Raw genomic sequence first — 13112 nt, 5'->3', positions numbered from 1 at the left:
CGTTGACGCTGGAGGACGGAGCCCCCTGTGGGAATCGGACCCACTACCTCTTCCTTACCAAGGAAGTGCTCTACCAATGAGCTAAGGGGGCGAAGCCTGAGCACGACAGCGAACCGTCGGCCGTTTTGGCAACCGTACGAGAATACCATCCCGCGGACAGTGCTCTAAACACATGACGCCCCACGTCGACTTGCGGCAAACCGCCGTCTCAGACCCTGTGAAGGGCCGATCTGCCGCAAGTCGACGCCCGGCGCCCCAGGCTCAGACCTCCGCGGCGACAGACGACGCGTCGGAGAGCAGGCGCAGCTCGTCTTCGTTCAGGTGCAGCTCGACGCTGGCGACAAGATCGGCCAGCTGCTGCGTGTTGCGGGCGCTCGCGATGGGAGCGACCACCGTCGGCTGCGCAGCGAGCCACGCGAGCGCGACGGATGCGACGGATGCGCCACGCGCGTTCGCGATCTCGTCGAGGACGGCGAGCACAGACCGCCCGCGGTCGTGGAGGTACTGTGCCGCTCCCCCGGCGCGCGGGCTGTCGATCGTCACGCCGTCACGGTACTTGCCGGTCAGGAAGCCCTTGGCGAGTGCGAAGTACGGCACCACGCCCAGACCTTCGCGCGCAGCGAGGTCGCGATACGTATCCTCGAAGCCGCGCTCGACGAGGTTGTAGTGCGGCTGCAGCGCGACCGCGCGGTGCAAGCCGTTCTCGTTGGTGATGCGGAACCATTCGGCGATGCGCTCGGGGGTGTAGTTCGAGATGCCGATGTATCGCGCCTTGCCGGCGTCGACGAGGCCGGAGAGGGCGCCCACCGTCTCGTCGAGCGGAACGCTCTCGTCGTCGAAGTGCGCGTAGTAGAGATCGATGCGGTCCGTCTTCAGGCGCTCGAGCGACGCATCCGCCGCCTTGACGATGTTGTCGGCTGCCAGGCCCGTGAATTCCGGATGCTGGCTCACCTTGGTCGCGATGACCACGTCATCCCGCTTCCCCCGCGCTTCGAACCACTCGCCGATGATCCGTTCGGAGTCGCCGCCGGTGTTCCCGGGCACCCACGCGGAGTAGCCGTCGGCCGTGTCGACGAAGTTGCCGCCTGCCGCAGCGTACCCGTCGAGGACGGAGAACGACGCGTCGCGGTCGGCCGTCCAGCCGAACACGTTTCCGCCGAGGGACAAGGGGGAGACCTCGAGGTCAGAGGTGCCGAGGGTTCTACGCGATGCGGTCATGGGTCTCCTTCGTGAATGGGCCGACCCTCACGCTAACGCGCTCCGCTGTGACGTATTCCGCGCCCGGCTCAGGCGAAGGCAGGCAGGGAGATTCCGGCCAGGCGCCACGCGGTGAACGAGGGCCCGGCACCGGTGAGGCGGATGCCCGACTCCGCGTCCTGCAGGCTCCCCTCGCCGACCAGCGGCGTCGGGTCCTCGCCCGGCCGGCTGACCAGCCCGGCCGGAAGCGTCAGGTCGAACGCTTCTCTCGCGGCGACGACGAGGATCGACTCGTCCGCATCCTCCCGCACGTACACGAGCACGTCCGGGCTGACGTGAAGCCAGCGCATCCCCCCGCCGTTCAGCGCGGAATGCGTGCGACGCAACCCGATGAGCGATGAGTACAACGCGATCGAATCAGCGGAAGCCCCGTGCTCCTCCCCCCACGGCAACGGCGTGCGCGACGCTTCGCCGTCCACGCCGGTGAGGCCGAACTCGTCCCCGGCGAACACGACAGGGATGCCCGGAAGCGTCACCGACATCCCGAACGCCACAGGGACCACCCCGGCCTTCGCATTCGTCAGGAACCGCGGGGTGTCGTGCGTGTCGAGCGCGTTCATGGTCCCGAGACGCGTGCGCCAGGGGAATCCGGCCGCGAACTGCCGGTGCGCGGCGAAGAACTGTTCGCCGTCATAGAGGGGAATGGTCCCGAACGGGAGGCCGAAGTACGAGGACTCGCTGGCAGGCTCCGAAAGCCAGCCCCAGATCGGCCGCGTGAAGTTCGTGTAGGTCATGGCGCCGTGCCACGCGTCGCCCTGAAAGTCGCTCGAGGCGTCGTTCGTCGACTCGCCGAGCAGAATCGTGTCGGGGTTGACCTCGAGCATGGTCTGACGGATCGTGCGCCGGACCTCCTCGTTGAGGTCGTGGTCGAGGTAGCGGCCGGTCATGTTGGCGACGTCGATGCGCCACCCGTCGAGGCCGTACGGCGCGGCCAGCCAGTGGCCGACCACCGAGTCCGGCCCCTCGATGAACCGCCGGCGCAGCTCCGCCGAACTCCAGTTGAACTTGGGCAGGCTGGGCACCCCGAGCCAGGAGACGTACTCCGTGTGCTCGTCGTTCAGCCAGTAGAAGAACTCGCTCTCCGGCGCATCCGGATTGCCGTGTGCGGCCGTGAACCATTCGTGACCGTCGCCGCAATGGTTGGAGGTGAGGTCGCCGATGACGCGCATCCCCCGTTCGTGCGCCGCCTCCACCAGCCGGATGAGCGCCTCGTCTCCCCCGAGCAGCTGATCGACCTGCGAGAAGCTGGATGCGTCGTAGCGGTGGTTCGAGCGGCCGGGGAACACGGGGGTCAGGTAGACCATCGTCGCGCCGAGACGTTCGAGATGGTCGAGGTGCTCACGCACCCCGTCGAGGTCGCCTCCGTAGAACTGCTGCGACCGCCCGGGCGGCACATCGTCGACCGGGTCGGACCAGTCCGCGGGGATCGCCCAGTCCGGTGCCGGACGCTCGTCCGCCGCCGCAGACCGCGCGAACCGGTCGGGGAACACCTGGTAGAGCACGGTGTCCTTCACCCACGCCGGAGGCGCGGGGAACGTCACCAGTTTGAAGTCCTCCGAGTCGAGGGTCTCGATCTCGTGCAGCCCGGTCGCGTTCACCCAGACCTTGCGGCCGTCGGACCGTGAGATCAGGAAGCGGTAACCGTGCACCGGGTTCTCGACGTGGATGGGCGCCTCCCACCAGTCCCAGCCGTCCGCGCTCGCGACGACCACGGCATCCGTGAACCGCGGTTCGTGATCGGGGTTCGACCGCGTGCGGACGGCGTCGACCGCTCCCCACGCGTGCGGCACACGCAGGCGCACCGCGACGGCGTCGCCCAGCGCAGGCTCCTGGCTGGAAACGTACAGTGGCGAACCGTCGTGATGAGGCAGCATGTGCCTACTTAACCGAACCTGCCGTCAAACCGCCAACAATGTATTTCTGCAACGCGAGGAACAGCGCGACCACAGGGAGTGCCGCGAGCACGGCGCCGGCGGCGAAGATGCTCCAGTTGTTCGAGAACTGCTGCGACACGAAGGTGTAGAGACCGACCGCCAGGGTCTGGCTCGACGGGTCGGTCAGCACGACGCTCGCGATCACGTATTCACCGGTCGACCCGATGAACGAGAGCAGCCCCACGACGGCGAGGATCGGCGCGACCAGCCGCAGGATGATGCTGAAGAAGATCTGCGCGTGGCTGGCGCCGTCGAGTTTCGCGGCTTCGTCGATCGAGACCGGCACCGTGTTGAAGAACCCGTACATCAGGTAGGTGTTCACGCCGAGTGCGCCGCCCAGGTAGACGAGGATGAGGCCGAGCTGGCTTCCGAGACCGAGCGCCGGGAACACATCCGAGATCGCCGACAGCAGCAGGAAGATCGCGACGACCGCGAGGAACTGCGGGAACATCTGGATGAGCATGAGCGAAAGCAGGCCGATGCGGCGACCGCGGAAGCGCATCCGCGAGAACGCGTATGCGGCCATGGCGCCGAGGAACACCGTGCACACCCCGGTCACCAGGCCGATGACCATCGAGTTGAGGAACCAGAGCGCGAAGGGCTGGTCGGGGTTCGTGAACAGGGCGACGTAGTTCTGCGCGTCGATCGTCGAGAACAGCGCGTTCGAGCCGACCAGCGAACCGCCAGGGTTGAGGGAGGCGCTCAGCACGTACAGCAGCGGGAAGACCGCCACGACCACGAGGGCGATTCCGACGAGGTGGCGCCAGCCGGTGTCGCCGAACCAGCGGAGAAGATTGAACGGCCTCTTTTTCATGAGTTGATCTCCTCGAGCACCTTGGTCTTGCGGAACGCGATGATCGAGATGATCGCGATCAGGATGAAGATGAGGATCGACAGTGCACTGGCGAGTCCGTAGTCGCGCACCCCGCCCTGTCCGAAGGCCACCTTGTAGACCATCGTGATCAGCAGGTCGGTGGACCCGATGTCGAGGGTGGTGTCGGTGAACCGCGGCCAGCCTCGCGTGAGCATGTAGATCACGTTGAAGTTGTTGAAGTTGAACGCGAAGGACGCGATCAGCAGCGGAGCGACCGAGACCAGCAGCAGGGGCAGCTTGATCGACCGGAAGATCCGCCACGGGCTGGCGCCGTCGACGCGGGCCGCCTCATCCACTTCTTCGGGCAGCGACTGGAGCGCACCCGTGCAGACCAGGAACATGTACGGGTAGCCGAGCCAGAGGTTGACCCCGATCACGCTGAGCCGCGCCAGCCACGGGTCGGTGAGCCACGGGATCTGCGCGCCACCCAGCAGCACCTGGTTGATGAACCCGAATTCCGGGTTGAGGAGCCCCGCCCAGACGAGACCCGAGAGGAAGGCCGGGAACGCGTACGGCAGGATGACGAGCACGCGGTAGATCTTCTTGCCACGGAGCCGCGGATGGTTGAGCACGATCGCGAGAAACAGGCCGAGCGCGAACGTGGTCGCCACCGAGAGGAAAGCGAAGACGAACGTCCAGATGATGACCTTCCACAGCGGTCCGGCCAGCTGCGGGTTGGTGAACGCCTTCACGAAGTTCTGGAGGCCGACGTCCACCTTCCAGCCGGGGCTCAGGGTCTTCGTGCCGTCGACCTGCTGGAATTCGCCCTTGCCGTTGTCGGAGTACACCACTCCGTTGGAGTCTGTGAAGGTGTCCGCTGTGGCGTCGTAGGTGAGGTCCGATTTGAAGACGTAGGCCGTGCTGGCGTCGTCGGTGCGCAGGAACCCGTCGTTCGGGTTGCTGGAGACCGGCACCTTGAGCGAGGTGATCGCATCCTGCTGGTCGAGGACTTCGGAGAGGTTGAGGCTGCGGTAGCCGGGAAGGCCGGTGGCGCGGCCGGTCGAATCCTTCTCGGCGTTGTTCACCGCCTTGAGCGGCTGGTTGGTGGTTCCGATCGAGGCCGTGCCGTCGGGTGCGGTCACCAGGAGGTAGAGGGGTGCGCCGCGCTGCAGCACGCTGAGCTGGTACGCGGGCGAGTCGGGGACGCGCTTGGCTCCCGCGCTCGAGATCGAGGCGACAGCATCCTCTTTGGTGCTGTTGTGCCCGTCGCTGTAGTTGGTGAAGGCGATGTAGCCGCTGAAGACGACCACGAACACCTGGAAGAGAAGGAGGAAGGACACGCCGGGGGCGAGATACTTCGCGGGGAGCCGCTTGCCGCGACCGAGGTAGATCCAGTTGATGACGCCCGTGACGAGCACGGTCACGCCGACCGGGATCCACATGTGGAGTCCGACCATCACGAAGACGGTCCAGACGGCGAAGGCGTCGAGGAGCCCGAGCAGGGCGATCTTCGCGATCAGGCCGCCGATGCCGCTGGAGCGGCTCGTCCGTTCCGGACGCGCCGGCTTCTGTGGGCGGATGCGCGGGGCCGCGCTCGCGCCCTCGGTGGGAGTCCCCGGGTCGACTGCGACCTCATCGGTTGGGTCGAGAGTGTCGACGCGATCGTCGTCGTTCGTCATGCTGCAGCTGCTCCTGTGTTGCGTGCGGAGGCCGGGGCCGCGCTGTGCGCGACCCCGGCCCAGCGTGGGCGCTTAGCCCTTGATCTTCGACTGGATGTTGGTGACGGCCGTGTTCCACACGGTGGCGGGGTCGCCGTCGCCCTTGATGAGCTGGAGCTCTGCGGAGCCCCAGTCGGCCCAGACGGATGCCATCTCGGGGATGGCCGGCATCGGAACGCCGTTCAGACCGATGTCACCGAACGACTTGATGTCGGCGTCGGTCTTCGCGACGGCGTCGTAGGCGCTGGTGAGCGCCGGCGGACGGCCGCCGACCTTGTACAGCTGCTCCTGGACCGCGTCGGTGCCGAGGTAGTCGACGAGGAACTTGGTCGCAGCGACCTTGTTCTTGCTCTTCGAGCTGATGAAGAACGCGTTCACGCCGAGGAACGGCTTCGCGTCCTGGCCGCCTGCGGACGGCAGAGCGTCAATCGAGTACTTGATGCCCGCCTTCTTGATGGCGGGCACGTTCCACGGACCCGTGAGGTAGTACGCCGACTGACCCTTGGTGAACGCGTCGAGCGCGATGTCACCGGTGATGTTCGGGTTCAGAACGCCGTCCTTGCCCCACTGCTTCACAGCGGTCGCGAACTTCACGCCCGACTCGTCGCCGAGGGTGAGCTTGCTCGCGTCGTAGCTGCCGTCGGCCTTCTGAGCGAAGACCGAGGAGCCGAACGAGGTCTGGAGCGGGTACATGTGGTACGGGTCGCCCTGCTTGGGGTCGAGCCCGAGCAGGAACGGGTACTTCGCCTTGCCTGCGGTGACGGCGGCCTTGCCCTCGGCGAGCACGTCGTCGAAGGTCTTCGCTGCGGTCGGGGCGAGCTCGGTGTTGCGGATGAGCGCCACGTTCTCGATCGAGTACGGGAGGCCGTAGACGTTTCCGTCGTAGGTGACGGCCTGGACCGCGACCTTGGCGAAGTCCTTCTCCTTGTCGCCGAGCTGGAGCGGTGCGACGACGCCGTTCTGCACGTAGGCGCCGAGCTTGTCGTGGGGCGAGACGATCATGTCCGGGCCCTTGCCGGTCGGGACCTGGCTGATGAAGTCCTTGTCGACGTTCGCGAAGTCCTTGACGACGAGCTTCACCGTCACGCCGGTGTCCTTCTTGAACTGCGCCGCGACCTCCTTGAGTGCGGGCGCGCGCTGCGTGTCGACCCAGAGGGTCAGCGTCTGCGAGCCCTTGGAGAGGTCTTCTCCGGAGGTGTTCGACGAGCATCCGGCGAGTGCGGTAGCCGCGACCGCGGTGGCGGCCAGGGCGGCGATCCCTACCCAGGACCGTTTGGTCACCTTCATTGGTGTGCCTTTCTTCTGTGATGTTCCGGAGAGAGTCGCCCCGACACAGTGGCGAGAGACCCTTCTCCCAGACGCTTTGATGCAAGCGCTTCCAGTTATAGCAAGATGGATGCAGGAATGCAATTAGGCGAAATACCCGGTATTTGTCTGGGATTGCGGCCTGTTTCCGCGGATTTGGCGGCGGTTGGGCGTCGTCGTGTATGGTCATCCGTGGAAGCGTTTGCACGATTGTTACATTCGGTACCCAGCTTCCGGGCAGCTCACGGCGATAGCATCGACGTCAACGATCCGACTCGAGCCCAGCGTTGCGCCCACCGAACGACTGAGGACCCCTTTGAACTCGACCATCGTTATTTCCGAGCCCACAATCTCCGAGCCCGCCACTGAGCCCACTACGACGCATCTCGAGGCCGCGATGCCCGCCAAGCCCACGCTGGGCCGCGAATGGTGGCGCACCGCCGTCATCTACCAGGTGTACCCGCGCTCGTTCGCGGACTCCGACGGCGACGGCCTCGGCGACCTCGCCGGCATCACCCGTCGACTGCCCGCGCTGCGCGACCTCGGCGTCGACGCCGTCTGGCTGTCCCCGTTCCAGACCTCCCCGCAGCGCGACGCCGGCTACGACGTCTCCGACTACTGCGACGTCGACCCGATCTTCGGAACGCTCGCCGACTTCGATGCGATGCTCGCCGCATCCCACGCCCTCGGGCTGCGCGTGATCGTCGACATCGTTCCCAACCACTCCTCCAGCGACCACGCCTGGTTCCAGGCGGCCCTCGCTGCCGCGCCCGGCAGCGCGGAGCGCGAGGTCTACATGTTCCGCGACGGCCGTGGCGAGAACGGCGAGCTTCCGCCCAACAACTGGGAGTCGGTGTTCGGCGGTTCCGCCTGGACCCGCATCACCGAACCCGACGGCACGCCCGGCCAGTGGTACCTGCACCTGTTCGACACGTCGCAGCCCGACCTGAACTGGCAGAACCCGTGGGTTCGCGAACAGTTCCGCGGCATCCTGCGGTTCTGGCTGGACCGCGGAGTCGACGGCTTCCGCGTCGACGTCGCGCACGGCATGATCAAGGCCGCAGGTCTCCCCGACTACACGCCTCCCGCCGAGGGCGGAAGCATGGGCGGCGGCGGGGCCACCCTCGAACCCGACATCAGCTCCGAGCCGCCGACAGCGCCGTACTGGGCGCAGGACGGCGTGCACGACATCTACCGCGAATGGCACGAAGTCCTCGAGGAGTACTCCGACGACCGCGTGCTCTGCGCCGAGGCGTGGGTCGAACCGCTCGAGAAGCTGGCCCGCTGGGTCCGCTCCGACGAGATGCAGCAGGCGTTCAACTTCGAATACCTGGAGACCCCGTGGTCGGCCGCCGCACTGCGCAGCGTCATCGACCACTCGATCTCGGCCTTCGCCGGTGTCGGCGCTCCGAGCACCTGGGTGCTCTCGAACCACGACGTCGTCCGTCACGCGACCCGGCTCGCGCTGACTGGCGAGAACCTGCAGGGACACGGAATCGGGCCGAAGACTCCCGGTAAGCCCGACGCGGCTCTCGGTCTGCGCCGCGCCCGCGCTGCGACCGCGCTGATGCTTCCGCTTCCCGGCTCGAGCTACCTGTTCCAGGGCGAGGAGCTCGGACTTCCCGAGGTCATCGACCTCCCTGACGCCGCCCGTCAGGACCCGACGTGGTTCCGTACCAACGGCGAGCGCTACGGCCGCGACGGCTGCCGCGTTCCCATCCCGTGGGAAGCGTCCGCGCCGTCATACGGCTTCGGCCCGACGGCTGCCAGCTGGCTGCCGCAGCCGGCCTCGTGGGCCGGGTTCGCCCGGGATGTTCAATTGGGCGACCCGACGTCGACCCTCTCGCTGTACACGAGAGCACTCGCCGTGCGGCGTGAGCGCAACCTCGGCTTCGGTGCGATCGAGTGGCTCGACGGGTTCGGACCGGACGTCGTCGCGTTCCGCAACGGCGGCCTGACTGTGATCGCAAACCTCGGGGCGTCCCCGGTGGAGCTGCCTGCGGGCGAGATCGTGCTCGCCAGCGAACCTCTCGCCGGGCGCACACTGCCGACCGACACGACGGTCTGGCTGGCCTGAGTTCTCGCGGGCCGCGCTGTCGGTATCCGTAGCCCCTCCGACGGGCTGAGCAGTCAGTCCGCGACGCCGAGGGCGGCGAGCGCCGCCTCCAGTCGCACGTAGAGCGCGGGCTCAGCAGCGATCAGCAGATCCTTGCTCTCCAGCGCACCATCGAGTCCGCCGACCCGCGCGCCGGCTTCCCTTGCGATCAGGGCGCCGGCCGCGTGGTCCCACGGGTTGAGCATCCGCTCGTAGTAGCCGTCGAGCCGCCCTGCGGCGAGCGAGCACAGGTCGAGTGCGGCCGAACCGATGCGTCGGATGTCGCGCACCTGGTCGATGAGTCCCTGAACCACGCCGGCCTGTTTCACGCGCAGCTCGGCCGAGTACGAGAATCCGGTTCCGATGAGGGCCAGCGGCAGCTCGACCCCGGTTCGCACCCGCAGCGCCGTGCCGTTGAGGAAGGACCCACCACCGGCCGCACCGGTGAAGACCTCGCCGATCGCAGGATTCGCGACGACCCCGGCGAGGGCACGCCAGGTCGCAGGATCCGGGTCGCCCTCGACCGCGGCGATACTCACGGCGTAGGCCGGAATGTCGTAGGCGTAGTTGACAGTGCCGTCGATCGGATCGACGACCCAGGTGATCCCGCTCGTGCCCTTCTCGGCACCCGACTCCTCACCGAAGAAGCCGTCGTCGGGACGCGCCTCGGCCAGTGCATCCCGGATGAGCGTCTCGGACTCCCGGTCGGCGAGTGTCACGATGTCTTCCGCCGACGACTTGGAGGCGGCGATCTCGACCCCTTCGCTGCGCCGGAGCTTCACGAGCTCGGCGGCGCGAAGGGCGATCGGGAGGGCGACATCGAGGAGGTGCGATTCAGCGGCCATAGAGCCAGCCTGACACACGGCGCGCACCGGAAACGGAACAAGGGCCCCGCCTTCAGCACGGAGCCCTTGTGTCACAGAGTGGCGAGTGAGGGATTCGAACCCCCGAAGTCTAAGACGGCTGATTTACAGTCAGATCCCTTTGGCCGCTTGGGTAACTCGCCAGGGCGCACCCGACCACATGTATTCATCTGACCGAAGGCGCTACATAAGGATACTCATCGAGGCTCGTCTGGTGAAATCGGCTCCTCGGGCGCCTCGGCGGGCGGTTGCGCCTCGTGTTCGCCGGGTCCTGGCGGGACCCTCCTCATCCTGACCAACTGCATGATCGCGACGACGAGCCCGCCGAGCAGGATGACCAGTCCGGCCGCGTACGCCCAGCCGGTCATCTCCGTTCCCACCTCGCCGGAGCTCCGCTCACTGCGTCCATCCCGCCTCCGATTCGATCGTCTGGGGAGCCTACCCGCTCGGCCCGAGAACGGAAAGGGTCGGTGTCCGACAGTGCGATCCGTCTACGCGGACGATCGCTAGGATTTACCGAGGCGGAGCGAACGATTGCGAGGTGTCCGTGGTCGGAATCGATGAAGTCGCCCGTCTGGCGGGCGTGTCGACGGCGACGGTCTCGCGCGCCCTCAGCGGCAACGGTCATGTGTCGCCCGGCACCCGGCTGAAGGTGTCGCAGGCCGCGCTCGACCTCGGCTACGTGGTCTCGTCGAATGCATCGAGCCTCGCCTCCGGACGCACCAAGAACGTCGGCGCGGTCGTGCCGTACCTCAACCGCTGGTTCTTCTCGTCGGTCATCGAGGGCGCAGAGCGTGCGCTCCTGCGGCACGGCTACGACCTCACGCTGTACAACCTGAGCGGCGGAGGCGATGAGCGCCGCAGCGTGTTCGAGCATTTCCTGCTGCGCAAGCGGGTGGATGCGGTGATCGCGATCTCGCTCGAACTCACCGAAGACGAGGTCAGCCGGCTTCTCGCGCTCGGCAAACCGATCGTCGGCGTCGGCGGACCCCTCGCGGGCGTCCGCACTCTCACGATCGACGATGTCGCCGTCGCCCGCCTGGCGACGGAGCATCTGCTCGCGCTCGGGCACACCCGGATCGCGCACGTCGGCGGCCACAAGGAGTTCGATCTCGACTTCCACATTCCCACCAACCGGCGGATCGGATACGAACAGGCACTCACGGGCGCAGGCGTGCCGTTGCGCCCCGAGTTGTACCAGCCGGCGGACTTCACGATCGGCGGCGGCTACCAGGCCGCCAAGCAGCTCCTCGGGGCTCCCCGCGATCGGCCTACCGCGATCTTCGCGGCGTCGGACGAGATGGCGATCGGCGCGATCCTCGCTGCCCGCGACCTGGGGTTGAGCGTTCCGCATGATGTCTCGGTAGTGGGAATCGACGATCACGAGCTCGCAGAGTTCTTCGGCCTGACCACGGTGGCGCAGTTCCCGACCGGGCAGGGCGAGATGGCTGTCGAGATGCTCATGGGCGTGCTGCAGCCGGAGGAGGCACAGCCGGAGCCGGTGAACATGGCGCTGCCGTTCGAACTGGTCGTCCGGTCGAGTTCGTCGCGACCCGACCCCGCTTCCTGAGTCGCGCCCATAAACTGGTCGCATGGCAGATTCATCCTTTGACGTGGTCAGCAAGGTCGACAAGATGGAGGCCGACAACGCGCTCAACCAGGCGCGGAAGGAGGTCGAGCAGCGTTACGACTTCAAGAATGTCGGCGCCTCCATCGAGTGGAGCGGCGAGAAGGTCCTGATGAAGGCCAACACCGAAGAGCGGGTGAAGGCGGTTCTCGAGGTCTTCGAGTCCAAGCTCATCAAGCGCGGCATCTCGCTTCGCAGCCTCGACACCGGTGAGCCGTTCGCTTCCGGCAAGGAATTCCGGATCGAAGCCGACCTCAAGAACGGCATCGAGCAGGATGCGGCGAAGAAGATCTCGAAGCTCATCCGCGACGAGGCGCCCAAGAGCGTCAAGTCGCAGATCCAGGGCGACGAACTTCGGGTGTCGTCGAAGAGCCGCGACGACCTCCAGGCGACGATGGCGCTGCTGAAGGGCGCCGACCTCGACGTCGCGCTGCAGTTCGTCAACTTCCGCTAGCCGTTACGCCGCGTCAGCGCGTGTGAAGGTAGCCGCGCAGCCAGCGAGTGATCTGCACGTAAGCGTCGGCACGCGCATCCGGCGCCGACAGGATCACGTCGTGCAGCGCACCGTCGATCCGTGCGACCGTGACGGTCGAGCCGAGCCGGACCGCCCGCACGGCGATGTCTTCGACGACGAGCACGATGTCGCTCCGCATCATGTCGGGAGTCCACCGTGGAAGGATCGTCGAGCGCGCCGACAGGAGCGTCAGGGCGGGCGCATCGATCGAGAGCCCCGCGGCGACGCGGGCGTGCCCCGCGAGTACGGCGTTCAGCCAGCGCGGATGCACGGCGAACCCGCGAAGTGGTCGCCAGTCCAGGTTGTACGTCCACTCACCGTCCATCGTCGACGACACCGATCGGGTGTAGAACCCGAAGTCCACGTTCGGCAATGGAACGTGCGGCTCGAACCGCGCCTGCATGCCGACGAGCGGTGCGAGTGCTGCACGCCCGGCGCCACGCGCCTGGAATTCGAGCCAGGGACTGTTCAGCACGAGCGCTGCCGCGCGTCCCGGGTGGCGGTCTGCCCAGAGGCTGAGCGTGAGCCCGCCCGTGGAATGCCCCATGAGGATGAGCGGTCGCCGCCGGGCGCCTTCGCCATCGTTCATGATGTCGAGAGCCGCCCCGATCTCTTCGTCATAGGTCGCGAGATCGTCCACGTCGCCCGGCGTCTGGTGCGGGCGAAGGCTCCGGCCGTATTTGCGCAGATCGAGCGCAAAGAACCGCGCCCCCGACCGATGCCAGAACTCGGCGAGCTGGGTCTGGAAGAAGTAGTCCGACCAGCCGTGGACGTAGAGCACATCGGCGCCGTCTGCGGGCGGCTTCGCCAGGTGCAGGCGCGGACCCGGGCGGTACCGGACGAGCGTGGCGACGACCTCACCTTCGCCGTCTGGTTCGAGCGGGATCGTGAGCTGCTCGAAGTGCTCGCCGAGCACATCCGGCTGCCACCCGCTCACCTTGGCCACGTTCACACCCTAGCGACGAAAGGGTCCAGAGCGATCGGC

At 66.9% G+C, this 13112-nt stretch carries 11 protein-coding genes and 2 tRNA genes; 3 read left to right on the top strand and 10 right to left on the bottom strand.

What is annotated here, in order from left to right; genetic code table 11:
* Positions 1 to 19: 19 nt before the first annotated feature.
* The 6 genes from AAYO93_RS02070 to AAYO93_RS02045 form a co-directional block, all read right to left on the bottom strand.
* Positions 20 to 91 (bottom strand) — tRNA-Thr (locus tag AAYO93_RS02070).
* A gap of 170 nt (positions 92 to 261) precedes the next feature.
* A complete protein-coding gene (locus AAYO93_RS02065; protein WP_345763364.1) occupies positions 262 to 1218 on the bottom strand; it encodes an aldo/keto reductase in 957 nt (318 codons plus the stop codon).
* Positions 1219 to 1286: 68 nt separating this feature from the next.
* The gene (locus AAYO93_RS02060) at positions 1287 to 3131 is read right to left on the bottom strand and encodes a glycoside hydrolase family 13 protein (RefSeq protein WP_345763363.1); all 1845 of its coding nucleotides are present in this window, start codon (positions 3129 to 3131) and stop codon (positions 1287 to 1289) included.
* A gap of 4 nt (positions 3132 to 3135) precedes the next feature.
* Positions 3136 to 4005 carry a sugar ABC transporter permease gene (locus AAYO93_RS02055; protein ID WP_345763362.1) on the bottom strand — a complete coding sequence of 290 codons (870 nt, stop codon included), beginning with the start codon at positions 4003 to 4005 and terminating at the stop codon, positions 3136 to 3138.
* Positions 4002 to 5684, bottom strand: coding sequence for an ABC transporter permease subunit (locus tag AAYO93_RS02050; RefSeq protein ID WP_345763361.1), 1683 nt, complete (start codon positions 5682 to 5684; stop codon positions 4002 to 4004). Before AAYO93_RS02050 ends, AAYO93_RS02055 begins: the two co-directional genes overlap by 4 nt.
* 72 nt (positions 5685 to 5756) lie before the next feature.
* Complete coding sequence (locus tag AAYO93_RS02045) at positions 5757 to 7010, bottom strand: sugar ABC transporter substrate-binding protein (RefSeq protein ID WP_345763360.1); 1254 nt, start codon at positions 7008 to 7010, stop codon at positions 5757 to 5759.
* 415 nt (positions 7011 to 7425) lie between these two features.
* Between AAYO93_RS02045 and AAYO93_RS02040 the strand changes: the two genes are divergently transcribed.
* Positions 7426 to 9105, top strand: a complete 1680-nt coding sequence (locus tag AAYO93_RS02040; protein ID WP_345763359.1) for a glycoside hydrolase family 13 protein — start codon at positions 7426 to 7428, stop codon at positions 9103 to 9105.
* A gap of 53 nt (positions 9106 to 9158) precedes the next feature.
* Here AAYO93_RS02040 and AAYO93_RS02035 read toward each other — a convergent pair whose 3' ends face one another.
* From AAYO93_RS02035 to AAYO93_RS02025, 3 genes are all read right to left on the bottom strand, one after another.
* Complete coding sequence (locus tag AAYO93_RS02035) at positions 9159 to 9968, bottom strand: inositol monophosphatase family protein (protein ID WP_345763358.1); 810 nt, start codon at positions 9966 to 9968, stop codon at positions 9159 to 9161.
* Between the two features lie 79 nt (positions 9969 to 10047).
* Positions 10048 to 10129: transfer RNA gene (locus AAYO93_RS02030), tRNA-Tyr, on the bottom strand.
* Positions 10130 to 10183: 54 nt separating this feature from the next.
* Positions 10184 to 10354, bottom strand: coding sequence for a hypothetical protein (locus tag AAYO93_RS02025; protein ID WP_345763357.1), 171 nt, complete (start codon positions 10352 to 10354; stop codon positions 10184 to 10186).
* 179 nt (positions 10355 to 10533) lie between these two features.
* Between AAYO93_RS02025 and AAYO93_RS02020 the strand changes: the two genes are divergently transcribed.
* Positions 10534 to 11556, top strand: a complete 1023-nt coding sequence (locus tag AAYO93_RS02020; RefSeq protein ID WP_345764944.1) for a LacI family DNA-binding transcriptional regulator — start codon at positions 10534 to 10536, stop codon at positions 11554 to 11556.
* A gap of 22 nt (positions 11557 to 11578) precedes the next feature.
* Complete coding sequence (locus AAYO93_RS02015) at positions 11579 to 12067, top strand: YajQ family cyclic di-GMP-binding protein (protein WP_345763356.1); 489 nt, start codon at positions 11579 to 11581, stop codon at positions 12065 to 12067.
* 13 nt (positions 12068 to 12080) lie between these two features.
* On the opposite strand, the gene AAYO93_RS02010 is transcribed toward AAYO93_RS02015, so the two are convergent.
* Entirely contained in the window at positions 12081 to 13073 is a 993-nt protein-coding gene (locus tag AAYO93_RS02010) for an alpha/beta hydrolase (protein ID WP_434056663.1), read from the bottom strand.
* Positions 13074 to 13112 lie beyond the last annotated feature (39 nt).

It is taken from the genome of Diaminobutyricibacter sp. McL0608, assembly GCF_039613825.1.
In the GTDB taxonomy this organism is placed as follows: domain Bacteria; phylum Actinomycetota; class Actinomycetes; order Actinomycetales; family Microbacteriaceae; genus Diaminobutyricibacter.
Note: the sequence above shows the minus strand (reverse complement) of the source record. Positions and strands in the feature narration are given on the sequence as shown.